This window comes from Niallia sp. FSL R7-0648, assembly GCF_038007005.1.
Classification (GTDB): domain Bacteria; phylum Bacillota; class Bacilli; order Bacillales; family Cytobacillaceae; genus Niallia; species Niallia circulans.
This window is the reverse complement of record NZ_JBBOWE010000001.1, coordinates 2,398,217-2,415,822: the sequence shown is the minus strand read 5'-3', so window position 1 is coordinate 2,415,822 and position 17,606 is coordinate 2,398,217. Positions and strand designations below refer to the sequence as shown.

The following is a 17,606-nucleotide window of genomic DNA, read 5'->3' as shown; positions in this document are numbered from 1 at the left end:
TCGGAATAAAATTTGGCCGTTTTGTGGGAAAATCGTATATACTTAAAAAGTAGTTGATTTTATTATACTTGTGAGGAATTTTAAATGGAGAAGGATTTTCAAGAGTTTATAAAGAATTTTTACAGATTATCTGGAATAGATTTGTCTTTATACAAAGAAGCACAAATGAAAAGAAGGTTGACTTCTCTTTATGAAAAAAGAGGTTTTACTTCTTTTGAAGATTATTTTAAAGCGATACATAAGGATAAACATTTATTGGACGAGCTATTAGATCGAATGACAATTAATGTTTCTGAGTTTTACCGTAATTATAAACGCTGGGAAGTACTGGAGAAAAAAATCTTACCATCTCTTCTACAATCAAAAGCACAATTAAAGGTTTGGAGTGCAGCTTGCTCAACAGGAGAGGAGCCGTACACTTTATCTATGCTTCTTTCTAATGAAATGAAATGGAGAGACTTTCAAATTCTTGCGACCGATATTGATATTAACGCCTTAGACAGGGCCAAGAAGGGGATTTATTTAGAACGAGCATTAAACGAAGTACCAATCGCTCAGAAGGATAAATATTTTGAGAAAGATGGTGCAATGTTCAAAATAAAAGAGGAAGTAAAAAGAAATGTAACATTTAAGAAGCAAAACTTATTATCGGATTCGTTTGGCGGACCATTTGATTTAATTGTATGTAGAAATGTTCTCATCTATTTTACAGAGGATGCAAAAGATTTACTTTACCATAAATTTTCTCAAGCATTAAGACCTGGTGGGATTTTCTTTGTGGGGAGTACGGAGCAAATTTTTACACCTGCTAAATATGGATTTGAGACAGCAGATACTTTTTTTTATCGGAAAATATAAGTTAATGGCAAAACAACATGGCAAAAATTATTGTTGTTTTGCCATTGTTTACATGATTGCTATTTTTCTTATGGATAGGATAATCACGTGGTAATATTTTACGAGGATTTTTAGATTTTCACTATTCATAACAGGATTGGTATGTTATATTGGAACATAATCACTTTAAAGCGTTGAAGGGAGAAAGGATTCATTATGAGATATTTAACATCTGGGGAGTCACATGGTCCCAAATTAATTACAATTATCGAAGGACTTCCGGCTGGAATGCCTTTATTAGCTGAAGATATAAATAAGGAGTTAGCTAGAAGGCAAAAGGGGCATGGCAGAGGAAGAAGAATGCAAATAGAAACCGATACCGTTGAAATTGGCGGCGGTATTAGACATGGCTATACGTTAGGTTCACCGGTTTCATTGATTGTAGAAAATAATGATTGGAAGCATTGGACCAAAGTTATGGGACAGGATCCAATTGATGAAGCGGAAGCAAACGAAATCAAACGAAAAATAAGTCGTCCACGTCCAGGACATGCAGATTTAAATGGCGCCATTAAATATGGTCATCGTGATATGAGAAATGTATTAGAGAGATCTTCTGCCCGTGAAACGACAGTTCGTGTAGCAGCAGGGGCGGTGGCGAAAAAGCTCCTTGACTTACTAGGGATTAACGTTGCCTCACATGTTGTCGAAATTGGTGGTATAAAATCAAATATAACTAATTATGAGTCGATTGAAAAACTTAAGGAAATTACGGAAAATTCTCCTGTTCGCTGTTTAGATGAAGAAGCAGGCTTAAAAATGATGAATGCCATTGATGTAGCGAAAGCAAATGGCGATTCCATTGGCGGTGTAGTAGAAGTAATTGTGGAAGGTATGCCGATTGGTGTGGGAAGTTATGTACACTATGACCGTAAATTAGATGCGAAGCTTGCTGCTGCAATCATGAGTATAAATGCATTTAAGGGAGTAGAAATTGGGATAGGATTTGAAGCTGCTAGAAAGCCAGGAAGTGAAGTCCATGATGAGATCATATGGGATCAAGAAAAAGGTTATTCTCGCAGAACAAACCGTCTAGGCGGCTTAGAAGGTGGAATGACAAATGGTATGCCAATTGTTGTAAGAGGCGTTATGAAGCCAATTCCTACCCTATATAAACCATTAAAGAGTGTAGATATCGATACAAAAGAAGAATTTACAGCAAGCATTGAACGCAGTGATAGTTGTGCAGTTCCAGCGGCATCCGTAGTAGCAGAGCATGCTGTTGCTTGGGAGCTTGCTGCAGCTATTGTCGATCAATTTTATGCTGATCGATTTGAAGGGCTTGCAGCTAATATTGCTGAGCACAATAGACACGCGAGGGAATTCTAATGCAGACTGTTTCCATTCAAACAACGTCGAAACAATATGATGTATGGATCGGAGAACGTGTTATTGATGAGCTTTCAGCATTTCTGCAAAAGGAATTTGTTGATGTAACAAAAGTTTTAATTATTACCGATGAGTCAGTTGAAAAGTTGCACCTGAAAACGGTAGAAAAGAAACTTTCCTCCTTTCCTGTCATTAGCTATATAGTGCCAGCAGGAGAAAAGGCAAAAACTTTCGATGTTTTTTATGCTTGTTTGACCTATATGCTAGAACAGCACCTTGATCGTAAATCGCTAGTATTAGCATTAGGTGGCGGAGCAGTCGGTGATTTAGCAGGCTATGTAGCTGCTTCCTTTATGAGAGGAATTCCTTTTATTCAAATCCCAACCACTATTTTAGCTCATGATAGTGCGGTTGGCGGGAAAGTGGCTATAAACCATCCTTTGGGTAAAAACATGATTGGTGTTTTTAATCAGCCAGAAGCTGTTTTTTATGATACAACGTTTCTATCTACGCTGCCGCTTCAAGAACTTCAATCTGGGTTTGGAGAGGTAATCAAGCATGCGTTAATTAGTGATATAACCTTTTATCAAGAACTACATAGCAAGATAAGTGATTTATCACAAGTAAAAATAGCTTATTGGTCTGAAATTCTTGAGAAAGGTATTCTTGTTAAACAAGCGATTGTTGAAAAAGATGAAAGAGAAACAAGCGTACGCGCCTTTTTGAATTTTGGGCATACATTAGGGCATGCAATTGAGGCAGAGATGGGGTATGGAAAATTTACTCATGGAGAAGCTGTCGTGATTGGAATGATATTTGCGTTAAGATTAAGCAAACGAGAATACGACATAGTATTTTCGATGGAGGAGTATATAAAGTGGCTTAAACAGCTAGGATATACTTGTGATATTCCAAGTGATCTGGAAATAGAACGTTTAATTGATCGAATGAGACAGGATAAGAAATCTATAAATGGAACAATACGTTTTGTCCTTTTGAAAGAAATAGGTTTTCCTGTTCTAGTAGAAGTGACTGAAGAGGTAATTAGAGAAGAATTAGGGTTATTTAAAGGTGGGAAGTAGATGATTAGAGGCGTTAGAGGAGCAATAACGGTTAAAAACAATATCGAAGCAGAAATTCTCTCTGCGACAGAAAGACTTTTTAAAGAGATGATAAACGCAAATAAGATAAAGGCATGTGATGTAGCATCCGTATTTTTGTCGGTTACAGATGATATAAATGCTGCTTTCCCAGCTAAAATTATTCGTATGCAAGAAGATTGGACATATGTTCCAGTCATGTGTATGAAAGAAATAGCTGTTCCTTTTGCATTAGAAAAGTGTATTCGGATTATGATGCATTGGAACACGGAGCTGCCGCAGGATGAAATACAGCATACTTATTTAGAAAAAGCGATTCAATTAAGACCAGATTTAACAAAACAATAAACTTGAGGTGAATATAATGAAATGGAAACAGCAGCTTTTAGGGTTGAAAGCTTACCAACCTGGTAGAACGATAGAAGAAGTGAAAAAACAATTTAATCTCAATCATATTGTTAAGCTTGCATCTAATGAGAATCCATTTGGGAGTTCTCCAAAAGTATTAGAGGCTTTAAAAAAAGTCGATGGCTCTTATGCATTGTATCCCGATGGATATGCAACAAACCTCCGCTATGCATTAGCTGAGTTTTTAAAGGTTAAACCAGAAGAGCTAGTATTAGGAAATGGTTCAGATGAAATTATTTTAATGATATCTAGAGCCTTGTTAAGACCAGGCTTAAATACGGTAATGGCTAGTCATACATTCGGGCAATATAAGCATAATGCAGTCGTTGATGGAGCAGAGGTTCGAGAAGTTCCTCTAACAGAAAAAGCAGAACATGATCTGCCTGCAATGCTTAAAGCTATTGATGATAATACTAGTGTTGTCTGGCTATGCAGTCCAAATAATCCAACCGGTACATATATTCCTGAGAAGGACTTACTTGCTTTTCTAGAAAAAGTTCCAGAGGATGTGCTTGTAGTACTTGATGAAGCGTATTACGAGTATGTAGTGGCGGAAGATTATTATGAAGCTATTTCGCTTACCCGACAGTTTAATAATCTAATCGTTTTACGAACATTTTCAAAGATATATGGTCTTGCAAGTTTCCGTGTAGGATATGGTGTTGCCAATGCTAGCTTATTAAACACATTAGATCCGGTAAGGGAACCATTTAATGTTAATACATTAGGGCAGATTGCAACAGAAGAAGCCCTAAAGGATCAAGAGTTTGTGGAATCTTGTCGTCAGAAAAATAGAGAAGGTCTTGAACAGTTATATCGTTTCTGTGAGGAAAATAATTTATCCTACTTCCCATCACAAACAAATTTTGTGCTAGTTGATTTCAAAATAGATGGGGATGAAGTATTTCAATACTTAATGAGTAAAGGGTATATTGTCCGTTCAGGTGTTCCATTGAATTATCCAACCTCTGTTCGAATTACAATAGGCTCAAAAGAAGAAAACGATGGTTTGATTGAAGCAATGAAACAGTTTCTTGCTGAAAAGAAAGTGGCGCAATAACAATTGGGAATAGAAGGCGGTGATAGAATGAACGGTCGCGTCTTCATAATAGGTTTAGGACTTATAGGTGGATCGTTAGCTTTATGTATAAAAAAAGAACACCCAGAAAGCATCATTACAGGTTTTGATATTTCCGTGGATAATTTGAAATTAGCCAGTATGATGGGGGTTATTGATAATCTTTCAACAACGATTGAAGAAGGTGCAAAAACTGCTGATTTGATTATTCTTTCTACACCAGTTAAAGAAACAGAAAAAATCATCGAAATACTTTCTAAAATAGAATTGAAAGAAAAAGTTATAATCACAGATGTTGGAAGCACTAAGTCTGTTATTACAAAAAAGTCACAAGTACTATTAGATAAAAACGTTACTTTTATTGGGGGACATCCAATGGCTGGCTCCCATAAAAGTGGTGTTTCAGCATCAAAAGTACTTCTTTTTGAAAATGCTTTTTATTTATTAACTCCCCATGAAAAAATTGAGGATCAGCATGTTCAGTGTTTATTAAAATGGTTACAAGGCACAAATGCGAAATTTCTTGTTATTTCTCCTGAAGAGCATGATTTGTTAGCTGGGGCTATCAGTCATATGCCGCATATAGTTGCTGCATCACTTGTACATCAAGCAGATCAGATTAGTGAAAAGCATAAACTAGTAACTAGGTTAGCAGCCGGAGGATTTAGAGACATTACAAGAATCGCTTCTAGCAGCCCTTCTATGTGGCGGGATATATTAATACATAATAAAAACGTGTTAATTGAGTTAATGAATGAATGGAAAAAAGAAATGGACAGAGTCCTTACTCTCATTGAAAATGAACGTGCCGAAGAATTATATGACTATTTTTCCCGAGCGAAAAAGGTAAGAGATGGTTTGCCCCAAGATCAAAAAGGGGCAATCCCAGCTTTTTATGATTTATATGTGGATGTACCGGATTATCCAGGGGTTATATCTGAGATTACAGGTTATTTAGCTCAAGAAAAAATAAGTATAACGAATATTAGAATAATGGAAACCAGAGAAGAGATATTCGGGATTCTGGCAATTAGTTTTCAAACCGAAGAAGATAGAATAAGAGCACAGAAGTGTATCGCTGCCTATTCTAATTATGATACTACGATAGGATAGAAGGATGTGAAGCTATTGGACTTAATCACACTTAATACAAAAAATCGAGGCTTAAAAGGAGAAATTGCAGTCCCTGGTGACAAATCAATTTCTCACCGCTCGATTATGTTTGGATCGATAGCAAATGGGAAAACAACGGTTACAAATTTTCTATTAGGCGATGACTGCTTAAGTACCATCGCTTGTTTCCGGAAGCTAGGTGTACTAATAGAACAAAATGAAAAAGAAGTGGTAATACACGGAAAAGGAATGGAGGCATTACAAGAGCCAAAAGATATTTTGGATGTTGGGAACTCAGGGACAACTATCCGCTTGCTAACAGGAATATTATCCGGTTTACCATTTCATAGTACGCTAATTGGTGATTCATCCATTGGCAAACGGCCAATGACAAGAGTTGTTGCTCCTCTAAGAGAAATGGGGGCAAAAATTGATGGCAGGGAAGACGGAAAATATACTCCTTTATCCGTTCGAGGCGGTAATTTACAGAGTATTACCTATCGATTACCAGTAGCAAGTGCTCAAGTTAAATCAGCCATTTTATTTGCAGGTCTGAATGCAGATGGAGTTACAAAAATAATAGAGCCTGTACCTACTAGAGATCATACCGAAAGAATGATTCAGCGATTTGGAGGCGAAATTAGCAGAAAAGACAAGGAGATTTTTGTAGAAGGTGCTCAAAAGCTTTCTGGAACTGATATTCATGTCCCAGGTGATATTTCGTCTGCAGCCTTCTTCCTTGTAGCTGGCTGCATCGTTCCTAACAGTAAAATTTCATTAAATAATGTCGGTCTTAATCCTACTAGGACTGGTATTTTAGATGTTCTTCATAATATGGGAGCATGCATGGAGATTCATAAAAATGATACCGATGTATTTGAACCTACAGGAACGATTACCGTGTCTACAAGTGATTTAAAGGGAACAACGATTGAGGGCGAGATTATTCCGAAGTTAATTGATGAAATTCCAATTATTGCTTTATTAGCTACCCAGGCTGAAGGGGAAACGGTGATAAAGGATGCTCATGAGCTTAAGGTGAAGGAAACGAATAGAATTGATACAGTAGTAACCGAGTTAAAGAAATTAGGTGCGGATATACAAGCAACGGAGGATGGGATGATTATCCGGGGAGGGAAGAAGCTTATCGGAACGAAAGTGGATTCTCATGGAGATCATCGTATCGGTATGATGCTGGCGATTGCTGCACAGATTTGTGAAGGAGAACTTATCCTTCAAAATGCTAAGGCAATTTCAGTATCTTATCCTTCGTTTTTCGAGCATCTCAATGCATTATCAAATGGATAATAACAGAGGACGTCGATGAACATATTATGTTTATCGGCGATTTTTTTCCTGACGATAAATAAGATTAAAATCATGCAGGAGGAATATTTGCAAACTTTAAATCATAGCTTGTCTTAAAAAGACTAGGTGGCGATTTAGGATGCAGTATATCATCGAAAATATACATTTATTAAAGAGGCAGCGAGTAAAAAAGACCTCCATTCTAATTGAGGATAACAGGGTGGAATTGATGAGAGATACATTTCACTCTTATCAATATATGCGAATGGATGGTTCCCCTTATATGATGACTCCCACCACAGTTATGCTTGATAATCACGTCACGCGAATTCTTTCCTATACTCAACAAAAACAATACATTGAAGAAAATTTAATTAAAAAAGGGTGTACAACCTTGCTGTTTTATTTAGAGGTTAACAGAGAAAGGGAATTGCCGTTACAAGTGAAAAAAATGAAGAATCCTTTGTTAAACTGTGCGATTGATTATGTTGCTGGAGTGAAAATTCCTTTAAAACTGCTATCACCAAGTTTTATACGAGGATGCAAAAGAGAAAAAATCCCTGTTATATTTATCGAGGTAGAAGATATAAAAGCGTTATACCAAGTACCTTGGGGATGGATAAAAGAAGCCCTGTTCCCCTATAACGCTCCATTAGTTCCGATTTTTTTAACGAAAGATCCACAAGAAAAGAAAATAGCACAAAATATGTGGTCAATCTTAATGAGAGATGTTAAAATACCCTCTATTCCCCATGAGATAAATGAAGGAATAGCAATAGATTATCATGATTTAGTGAAAATGGGGATATATCCATTTAAAGGAAATGTGTATCAAGGTGGAGAAGTAACATATAATTTATTTGCTATGGATGATTCAATCATAAATATTGAAGAAAATGATTTGTTTCATTATCATTATGATAGAATACAAATGACCATACACAAAGGCAAATGTATTCGAGCGGGGGATAAAGTGTTTTACCGCCCTGGATTTGGTGAATTACTGGAAGTAAAAGTACCTTCCTTCCTGACAGTATAGAAGGGGATTAGAGAGGATTATTATATGGAAAGAGTTAATGAAATTATTTCTTTATTAGAGGACGGTCAACAAGACAAAGCATTAAAATATTACCAGGATGTATTAAAATCGGGAAATAATGAAGAAAGGTTTGTGCTGGGTGAAGAATTATTTCAGTTAGGCTTTTTGGAGGAAGCTAAAGATTTATTCTTAGTTTTACTGGAAGCTTACCCAGAAGAAGGGGAATTACTTGTTCTTGCTGCGGAAGTAGAAATGGAAATAGGCAATGAAGAAGCCGCGATTTCTTATTTGGAACAATTAAACCCGAATGATCCTTCATTTCCTCAAGCTTTGCTATTGCTTGCTGATCTCTATCAAATGGATGGGTTATATGAGGTTAGCGAACAAAAACTAAAAGAAGCGCAAAAAATTTTACCAGATGAAGTAATTATCGATTTTGCGTTAGGTGAATTATATGCAGAACAAGGAAAAATTACCGAGGCGATTAAGTCCTACCAAAAGGTGTTACCGAAAGAGGAAAATATCGCTGGCGTAAATATAAATGGGAGAATTGCAGATAATCTAAGTGCTGGGGGAGCATTTGAAGATGCTATTCCTTATTATGAAAAAGCGCTTGAGGAAAAAGTCGAGATTAATACGCTCTTTAATCTTGCTTTGACTGCATCGCAAGCAGGATTATATACAATTGCTATAAATCGGTTTGAAGAGGTAAAAGCACTGGATCCTTCTTACCATTCCTTATATCTCTATTTAGCTCGCAGCTATGAGCAGGAAGAAATGCTGAATGAAGCGTATAATACAGTTATCGAGGGAATTAAGCAAGATGAGTTTAATAAAGATTTGTACTTATATGGTGGTAAATTGGCTTTAAAACGTGGTGACGAGCAAAAGGCTGAGGAACATTTTAGAGAAGCGCTTGCAATAGATCCTGAATACACAGAAGCAGTTCTTTTATTAAATAAATTATTTTTAACACAAGATCGATTTGATGATGTCCTAGAGTTAATTGAGATGATGGATAACCAAGAAATAGAAGAACCTCAATTACATTGGGATGCTGCTAAAGCATTTCATGGAATAGAAAAATATTCAGAGGCATTAAACAAATATCAATTAGCATATACTTTCTTTAAAGAACTTCCAGATTTTCTATATGATTATGGATATTTTCTTTTAGAAGAAGGAAAAAGAAAGGATGCTGCCGAAATTTTTAATATGCTTTTACAAACAGATCCAAGTAATGAAGAGTATATTGAAATATTACAACGCCTTACGGATAACGAATAAAGTTATTGGATGAACCAGATTTAATAATAACGTTGTCAAAAGGCTTATCAAGTGCAAAGAGAATTGTCATTTCCTTAGACGCAGGTAAAACAGGTTGGATAGTAAAAATTTGTTGCAAGCAGAGGAGGGAATTACAAAATGAAAACCCCTGTATCTGTCAACGAGAAAAAAGACTTCATTCGTTGGTTTTTGAATCACTATCAATTGAAGAGACGGGAATGTGTATGGATTTTAAATTATTTAATGAGTCATGATCAATTGATGGAAAAAGTCCATTTTGTTGAAAATGCAGAGAAATGTCCAAGAGGTTTAATTATGTCCACGCATTGTGTAGATGAAGTACCTTTTAGATTTTATAAAGAAAATGTGATGACTACAGATGCAGAAAAGTCTTTTCATGATATCCGCCTTAATCGTGATGAAGATATTTATATTCAGCTTAATTTTTATGCATCGAATCAAGTTCATCAATATGCAGCTGTGTTAGTTGAAAATCCATTTATGCCGAAAAAACTGCAAATTACCGAAAAAGATAAAATGATTGCAGAACAATTTTTAGTGAAGAGTATAGAAAAATTCCAAAAAGAAAAACTTCTCCAATTAATTGATGAGGCATTAGACAATGGCGATAAAGAGATGTTTATTACCTTAACAAATCAATTGAAGTTCTTTCAAAATAAATGAAAAAGCAGTTAGTCCCGTAAAGCTGATAATAGACTTTGCGGGATTATTTTAATATCGATAGATTTTCCGATACTTTATAAACTATGGTAAAATAGGACGATAAAGATAGAAAAAGGAGAAAAAGTGTGAGAAGCATTTACATGATATTAAGTAATCGATCTTTTATTGGACTATTACTCGCTATTAACCTCTTCGGAACGGTTTATGGCTATTATTGGTATAGATATCAGTTGGCGGAAACACCGGCGAAATTTTTATTGTTTGTACCTGATAGTCCAACGGCAAGCCTTTTTTTTGTGCTAGTATTGATCGCGTTTTTATGGAGAAAAAACTGGCCGCTAATGGAAGCGCTGGCAGTAGTAACATTATTTAAATATGGTATATGGGCAGTAGTTATGAACTTCCTTGTTTATTTTGAAACAGGAAAAATTGGCATTGATTCATGGATGCTCATTATTTCACATGGGGCAATGGCCATTCAAGGATTATTATATATTCCTTTTTATCGTTTTAAATGGGGGCATATTATTCTCGTAGCGATTTGGACATTGCATAATGATGTGATAGATTATGTGTTTAAAATGATGCCTAAATATAGTGTATTAGATCAATATATGGCAAATATCGGCTACTTTACTTTCTGGCTCAGTGTTTTAAGTCTATCGATTGCCTATTATGCCTATAAAAAGAGCGAGGAATTACAATGGAGGATTCAATAGAATTGCATTTTTTTTAGTCTAACCTTGTCCAACTCATCATACATTTTTAATAGTAGATAGAGGAGGGACAAGAATGAAGGCTAAATTGGTTATGTTGTTAATGATATTGATTTTACTTTTGCCTATTTCTTTTTCTGTATATGCAGACCAAAAAACGCCTGCAAAGGAATTGGATGAACTAGATACGCTTTCAGATGAGGTATTACAGCTTGTACGATCAGAACGTTATGAGGATGCAAAAAAAATTCTTGATTATTTTTCGAACCAGTTTAGCTCAGTTAGTGTAAATGGAAGTCCATTTACAGTAGATGAACGGAGGATTTTAACTGGTACACATGATGAAGCGGTAGAGGCAATCACTAATCAATCAATTAAAAATGACGAACGGATAAATTCGGTAACGAAATTTCGATTGGCGGTTGATGCTGTTTCATCAGGTGAACAACCTTTATGGACACAGATGGAAGAACCTGTTATGTCAACCTATCGAGAGATGAAGGATGCTATCCTTTTAGATGATAAGGAAAAATTTGATGAAAAGTTAGATTCTTTTCTATCGTTATATCAAATTATTTATCCAAGTCTTAAGCTGGATGTTTCCGCCGCACAATTTCAAGAATTAAACTCCCTTGTAGAGTTTATGAATACGTATCGATTACAAGTTTTTAATCAACAAGGCGATTTGGAGGAAGTAACCCAATTAGAAAGTGAATTGCAGGATGTTTTTAATCAACTCTATGAAGATGAGGCAGATCCCTCTTTATGGTGGGTAATTATTTCGACCGGAAGTATTATTATCCTTACTTTATCCTACGTTGGCTGGCGGAAATATCTCGGGGATAAAGCGGAAAAAAGAAAAACAAAAAAGGGATAATATTTGACTTTGGTGTTTTTCCTGCTTACAATAAAAATATACTACAAGAAATAATAGGGGGAAAAACATGATTTTTATATATTTTATTCTAATAATTCTCATCCCTATTTGGGCACAAATGAAGGTGAAGAGTGCATACAAAAAATATTCCAAAGTAGCTTCTTCCTCCCATATGTCCGGTAGAGAGGTAGCGAGAAGAATATTAGATTCTAATGGGCTTTATGATGTATCTGTCGAGGAAACAAGAGGGGTATTGTCTGACCATTATGATCCCCGTTCTAAAGTTGTCCGTTTATCTACTGATAACTATCATGGGCATTCAGTAGCAGCTGCTGCTATTGCAGCACATGAAGTTGGTCATGCTATCCAAGATCAGCAAGAATACTCTTTCTTACGTTTTCGTTCTACATTAGTTCCAGTTGCTAATTTTGGAAGCAATGCATCGTGGATATTTATCTTAATTGGAATGTTTGCAAGACTTCCAGAGATGATGTTATTAGGTATCATCTTAATGGCGGCCGGCGTATTGTTTCAATTTGTTACACTTCCAGTGGAATTTAACGCATCTAACCGTGCGATGGATCAAGTTGTGTCATTAGGGATTATAAGAAACGATGAGGAAAGAGAAACGAAAAAAGTGTTGAATGCAGCAGCATTAACATATGTGGCAGCGGCAGCAGTTGCTGTTCTCGAACTAGTTCGTTTGCTGTTGATTTATACAGGAATGTTAAGAGATGAATAGAAATTAAAAATAAGCTGGGCTTTAATTTATCCAGTCGAAACTAAACCCAACCAATGATACGAAAGCCTTTCGTATCATTGGTTGGGTTTTTTCTCCATCAAAAAAGAAGATTTGTGGTATTACACGGAACTTTTTATGGGAGAGAAATATCTTGATGAATCAAGTTCTTTGAATTTTGAGTTTTTAGAAAATTATAGATTTTAAAAGATGCTAGGTGTATAATAAACAATGCCATTTACATAAAAGAAAACAAAAGAAAGAAGGGTTTTTTTGCAAACTGCTGAATATGTACAAGGGAAAAAGCGGCAGGAGATGACTATTTATCGGATTTTATTTGCGATAAGTCTTGGACATTTTTTGAATGATTGTATGCAATCGGTTGTGCCTGCCTTATTTCCTGTTATCCAAAAGTCAATGGAATTAAATTATACACAAATTGGTTGGATTGCCTTTGCATTAAACATTACATCCTCTATTTTACAACCTGTGTTTGGTGTTTTGGCAGATAAAAGGCCAGCACCATATTTATTGCCGATTGCAATGTTCTCAAGCTTAATCGGAATGCTGGGCCTTTCTCTCGCTCCAAATTTTTACTTGGTCTTATTATCCGTTTTATTTATTGGATTTGGTTCCGCTATCTTCCATCCAGAAGGATCTCGTGTTTCTTATATGGCAGCCGGAGCGAAACGCGGGCTTGCCCAATCAATTTATCAAGTGGGCGGAAATGCAGGTCAGTCATTAGCACCTGTATTTACTGCTTTTATTTTTGTACGAACAGGTCAATTCGGAACCATTTGGTTTACTCTTCTAGCTACAATTGGCATGATTGTATTATTTCAAGTATCAACTTGGTATAAGAGAGAATTGTATATTAGAAATCCACAAAGGAAACAACAAGGAAAGCGGGAATTTGTTGTTAATAAAGAAATTATTCTGGCAATATGTTTATTAATTTTCCTTGTATTTGCACGTTCGTGGTATGGAGCGGGAATGAGTAATTTCCTTCACTTTTATTTAATAGAGAAGTTTGGCTTAAGTATTGAAAATGCGCAAATATTCGTTTTTGTGTTTTTACTTGCTGGTGTAATTGGGACTTTTCTTGGTGGACCATTGGCAGACCGCTTTGGGAAAAGAACGATTCTTCTCTTTTCTTTAATCGGATCTGCACCGTTTGCTATACTGCTCCCACATATGCCGTTTTGGCTAATAGGACCTATATTATTTATCATCGGCTTTATTTTACAGTCTAGTTTCAGTGTGACCGTTGTTTATGCACAAGAGCTGCTTCCAGGTATGATTGGCCTTGTGTCTGGCTTAATTGTAGGGTTAGCATTTGGAATGGGGGCACTTGGTGGAGTAATCTTTGGTGTTATTGGAGACGCATTTAGTTTGCAAGCAATTATGATTATTTGTAGCCTGCTGCCGCTATTAGGAATATTGACATATTTACTGCCGACGGATAAGCGGGTTAGTGAAATTCATTCCTCTTTAAAATAAGGTAATAGCTAGAATATCATTTCTTATAGACGGCGAGAGAAGCTTCGGCTTTGAGATAATTATAATCTAAATAGATCGTACGTTCGTTTTTTTATGCTATAATTGCCCTAAAAGAAAATAGGAGGAGTTGGGATGGCACTAACAAATCTAAATGTAAAAGAACGAATGAATCATTATAAGATAGCTGGTTTAAGCATAGCGGTAATACAAGATGGAAAACTTAGTTGTATCAAACAGTATGGCATGAAGGAATCAGGTGAAACGGATAAAATTAATGAACAGACACGCTTCCATTCTGCTTCTATAAGCAAGTTTGTGACAGCTATGCTGGTTTTAAAGCTAGTAGAGACTGGACTGCTTGATTTAGATGAAGATGTTAATGTTAAACTTAGCTCCTGGCATTTAACAGCAAATAAACAGATAAAAGGCAAAAAAGTAACTTTAAGAGATCTTTTGAGTCACCAATCAGGTATTATTGACCCAGAAGGTAGTTTTAGTGAATGGAAAGAAAACGAGGAGGTTCCTCCTATGATAGACATATTAGAAGGAACTTCCGTATTCAATCGGCAGAAAATACAGATTAGTTGTGAACCAATGAGTGCATTTCATTACTCGGACGCTGGCTTTTGCATTATTCAACAACTGATTGAAGATACTTTGCAGAAATCTTTTCACATAGTATTAAAAGAATTTCTCTTTCAGCCTTTACATATGAATCAGAGCTGTATTGATATAAGAGGTGTCGAAAATATTTCTTCTGGTCATGATAAAAAAGGACAAATTGTCTACGGAAACTACCCCTTTTATCCTTATCCAGCAGCCTGTGGTATTTGGACTACTCCCGCTGATTTAGCGATTTTAGTATTGGAATTAATGAATGCTTTGGAAGGTAGAAGTCAATTAGGATTATCGAGAAAAAATGCTAAGGATATAATCAGTCCGCAAGGGAACAAAAATTGGATCGGACTGAGCGTGTTTTTAGATAGTTCTAATAACGAGGTGGAAATTTCTTCATTAGGATGGGGGATTGGGTTTCAGAGCATGCTTGTAGCTTACCCATTATTAAAAAAAGGCGCGATAATTATGACAAATACTGATTTAGGTGTACATCAAATGAAAGGGATAATAGGAGAGATCTATCATTCTATTTTTGGCAATGATTATTAAGTCAATAGTAAGAACAAAAAAATTGTATTCATCGTTGCGAGTATTTTCTTTCATTAAATGCAAAGTGAATACAATTTTTTAGTTTATTTCTCGAGAGGCTGTTTATATTCATCTAAAGTGAAACCTTCACCCATTACGTCATGGACGACACTAACCGATACAAATGCATGTGGATCTATGCTTGTAATGATGCTTTTTAAACGAACAATTTCTGTTTTTGCGACAACACAATAAAGTACTTCGCGATCTTGTTTAGTAAAAGAACCATGTCCTTTTAATACAGTAACACCACGATCCATTCCACTCATTATCTTATTAGCGATTTTTTCGTTATCGTCAGAAATGATCATTGCTCCTCTAGCTGCATATGCGCCTTCTTGAATAAAGTCGATTACTCTTGCCCCAACAAAAACAGCAACCAATGTATACATTGCTTCTCTGTATGATAGATAGGTGATCAACGAAAGCGTAATGACACAAAAGTCAAAAAAGAACATGGTTTTTCCCATACTCCATCCGAAATACTTAAACCCTAATCTAGCTATAATATCAACTCCGCCAGTTGTCCCTCCATAGCGGAAAATAATACCTAAGCCGACACCAATGAATGTTCCTGCAAATAAAGCAGCTAGAGTCAAATCTTCAGTGAGGGGAATATGTAACTCGATCTTTGGAAGCTGAAAAAACCAGAGGAAAATAGACACTGCTACGGTTCCAATAATCGTGTAAATAAAAACATTTCTTCCTAATAACTTCCATCCAATAAAAAATAAAGGGATATTTAGCAGTAAATTTGTGATGGAAGGATCCCAATTCCATAATGCATATAATAAAAGCGTAATACCAGTAAAACCGCCTTCTGCTAAATTGTTCTGCATATTGAAATGAACAATACCGAAGGAAAATATCGCAGATCCTAAAAGGATGAACAAGATATTTTTAACTTTAATACTTTTAAACATCGACTCGCCTTCTTTCTTAGACAAAATGCATTATTATTAGCGTATCCATTATATCGAATCACATGCAGTTGGGCAATCTAGCAGATAAGCAAGAAAAAAGAATGTTAGGTAAATAAAGACAAGCATTTTTAGGTACTTATATCAATATCGTCAAAAATGTTTGTAAAAATGGTTTAGATTAGCTAACATGGAATTGGATAAGATTACTTATTGACTAGAGGTGCTTATATTGAATCAGGAAAAAACGGTGAAGGACATACAAAGAGAAGTAGATGAATACATAGGACAATTTAAAGAAGGTTATTTCAGTCCGCTGGCTATGCTTGCCCGTCTGACAGAAGAGTTAGGAGAGCTGGCTAGAGAAGTAAACCATTACTATGGAGAGAAACCAAAAAAAGAAACGGAAACAGAGAAAGAAATTACGGATGAAATGGGGGATATGCTGTTCGTGTTAACTTGTTTAGCCAATTCACTTAATATCGATTTAGAAGAAGCGCATAATCGTGTTATGCATAAATTTAATACACGGGATAAAGATCGTTGGACAAGAAAAGATCAATAAAGACAAAATACATACTAAGGAGTTAGGACATTGAATAAAGTAAAAATCGTAATCGCAGGACCTAGAGGCAGAATGGGAAAAGAAGCAGTTTATTTAATGGGAAGAACAGAGAATTTTGAACTTGTTGCAGTTTTAGATCATAAGAATGAGGGGAAAAGCTTAAAAGAGATAGAAGGCTTTGCTTCTTATGATGTACCAGTATATACGGATATAGAAAAATGTCTACAAACAGAAAAGCCGGATGTACTTATTGATTTAACAACGCCTGAGTTCGGGATGCATCATGCTAAAACAGCGTTAAGCTATGGCGTTAGACCAGTAGTAGGAACAACCGGATTTACTAAAGAAAACTTAGCCGAATTAGAAAAATTATGTGAAGAAATGAATCGCGGCTGTATCATTGCGCCAAATTTTGCTTTGGGTGCTGTGTTAATGATGAAATTCTCTAAAATGGCTGCACGCTATTTTGCAGATGTGGAAATTATGGAAATGCATCATGATCAAAAACTAGATGCACCATCTGGAACTGCTGTAAAAACAGCCGAGCTTATTGCGGAAGTAAGAGAAAGCAAAAAACAAGGTCATCCAGACGAAAAAGAGACCATTCCAGGAGCAAGAGGCGCAGATTTTGATGGAATGAGAATACACTCTACACGTCTGCCAGGCTTAATTGCCCATCAACAGGTTATGTTCGGATCAGATGGAGAGTCATTAACCATTAGACATGATTCTTATAATCGGGCTTCCTTTATGTCAGGTGTTAAATTTGCAGTAGAAGAGGTATTAAAGGTAAATGTATTGATATACGGTTTAGAAAATATTATGGAGTAGGAGTGGAAT

The 17,606-nt window shown here is 35.9% G+C and carries 18 protein-coding genes; 17 read left to right on the top strand and 1 reads right to left on the bottom strand.

The genetic code is table 11. The annotated features are described in order from the left end of the window. Positions 1–84 precede the first annotated feature (84 nt). From NSQ89_RS11695 to NSQ89_RS11625, 15 genes are all read left to right on the top strand, one after another. Positions 85–858, top strand: coding sequence for a CheR family methyltransferase (locus NSQ89_RS11695; RefSeq protein ID WP_341132645.1), 774 nt, complete (start codon positions 85–87; stop codon positions 856–858). A gap of 195 nt (positions 859–1,053) precedes the next feature. Next, complete coding sequence (aroC, locus tag NSQ89_RS11690) at positions 1,054–2,226, top strand: chorismate synthase (RefSeq protein ID WP_341132644.1); 1,173 nt, start codon at positions 1,054–1,056, stop codon at positions 2,224–2,226. Next, the gene (aroB, locus tag NSQ89_RS11685; RefSeq protein WP_095259101.1) at positions 2,226–3,308 is read left to right on the top strand and encodes a 3-dehydroquinate synthase; all 1,083 of its coding nucleotides are present in this window, start codon (positions 2,226–2,228) and stop codon (positions 3,306–3,308) included. Before aroC ends, aroB begins: the two co-directional genes overlap by 1 nt. Next, complete coding sequence (aroH, locus tag NSQ89_RS11680) at positions 3,309–3,674, top strand: chorismate mutase (protein ID WP_047940369.1); 366 nt, start codon at positions 3,309–3,311, stop codon at positions 3,672–3,674. Positions 3,675–3,690: 16 nt separating this feature from the next. Next, positions 3,691–4,794, top strand: coding sequence for a histidinol-phosphate transaminase (hisC, locus tag NSQ89_RS11675; protein ID WP_095259099.1), 1,104 nt, complete (start codon positions 3,691–3,693; stop codon positions 4,792–4,794). Positions 4,795–4,821: 27 nt separating this feature from the next. Further along, entirely contained in the window at positions 4,822–5,925 is a 1,104-nt protein-coding gene (locus tag NSQ89_RS11670; protein ID WP_047940371.1) for a prephenate dehydrogenase, read from the top strand. 15 nt (positions 5,926–5,940) lie between these two features. Further along, the gene (aroA, locus tag NSQ89_RS11665) at positions 5,941–7,233 is read left to right on the top strand and encodes a 3-phosphoshikimate 1-carboxyvinyltransferase (protein ID WP_047940372.1); all 1,293 of its coding nucleotides are present in this window, start codon (positions 5,941–5,943) and stop codon (positions 7,231–7,233) included. Between the two features lie 139 nt (positions 7,234–7,372). Continuing rightward, the gene (locus NSQ89_RS11660) at positions 7,373–8,272 is read left to right on the top strand and encodes a hypothetical protein (protein WP_047940373.1); all 900 of its coding nucleotides are present in this window, start codon (positions 7,373–7,375) and stop codon (positions 8,270–8,272) included. 24 nt (positions 8,273–8,296) lie between these two features. Then, positions 8,297–9,559, top strand: coding sequence for a tetratricopeptide repeat protein (locus NSQ89_RS11655; protein ID WP_047940374.1), 1,263 nt, complete (start codon positions 8,297–8,299; stop codon positions 9,557–9,559). A 138-nt stretch (positions 9,560–9,697) separates the two neighbouring features. Then, complete coding sequence (locus NSQ89_RS11650) at positions 9,698–10,243, top strand: ReoY family proteolytic degradation factor (protein WP_047940375.1); 546 nt, start codon at positions 9,698–9,700, stop codon at positions 10,241–10,243. A 125-nt stretch (positions 10,244–10,368) separates the two neighbouring features. Then, positions 10,369–10,962: a DUF1405 domain-containing protein gene (locus NSQ89_RS11645; RefSeq protein ID WP_047940376.1), complete on the top strand. Its 594-nt coding sequence runs from the start codon at positions 10,369–10,371 to the stop codon at positions 10,960–10,962. A 73-nt stretch (positions 10,963–11,035) separates the two neighbouring features. Then, positions 11,036–11,836 carry a sporulation protein YpjB gene (gene ypjB, locus NSQ89_RS11640; RefSeq protein ID WP_047940377.1) on the top strand — a complete coding sequence of 267 codons (801 nt, stop codon included), beginning with the start codon at positions 11,036–11,038 and terminating at the stop codon, positions 11,834–11,836. A gap of 67 nt (positions 11,837–11,903) precedes the next feature. Beyond that, entirely contained in the window at positions 11,904–12,578 is a 675-nt protein-coding gene (locus tag NSQ89_RS11635; protein WP_047940378.1) for a zinc metallopeptidase, read from the top strand. A gap of 312 nt (positions 12,579–12,890) precedes the next feature. Then, positions 12,891–14,075: an MFS transporter gene (locus tag NSQ89_RS11630; RefSeq protein WP_144544932.1), complete on the top strand. Its 1,185-nt coding sequence runs from the start codon at positions 12,891–12,893 to the stop codon at positions 14,073–14,075. Positions 14,076–14,207: 132 nt separating this feature from the next. Beyond that, positions 14,208–15,242, top strand: coding sequence for a serine hydrolase domain-containing protein (locus NSQ89_RS11625; protein ID WP_047940379.1), 1,035 nt, complete (start codon positions 14,208–14,210; stop codon positions 15,240–15,242). An 83-nt stretch (positions 15,243–15,325) separates the two neighbouring features. On the opposite strand, the gene NSQ89_RS11620 is transcribed toward NSQ89_RS11625, so the two are convergent. Beyond that, positions 15,326–16,204 carry a YitT family protein gene (locus NSQ89_RS11620; RefSeq protein ID WP_047940380.1) on the bottom strand — a complete coding sequence of 293 codons (879 nt, stop codon included), beginning with the start codon at positions 16,202–16,204 and terminating at the stop codon, positions 15,326–15,328. 229 nt (positions 16,205–16,433) lie between these two features. Here NSQ89_RS11620 and NSQ89_RS11615 point away from each other — a divergent pair, with 229 nt between their 5' ends. Further along, a complete protein-coding gene (locus NSQ89_RS11615; RefSeq protein WP_047940381.1) occupies positions 16,434–16,766 on the top strand; it encodes a nucleotide pyrophosphohydrolase in 333 nt (110 codons plus the stop codon). A 30-nt stretch (positions 16,767–16,796) separates the two neighbouring features. Continuing rightward, entirely contained in the window at positions 16,797–17,597 is an 801-nt protein-coding gene (gene dapB, locus NSQ89_RS11610; protein ID WP_047940382.1) for a 4-hydroxy-tetrahydrodipicolinate reductase, read from the top strand. The last annotated feature ends 9 nt before the right edge of the window (positions 17,598–17,606 follow it).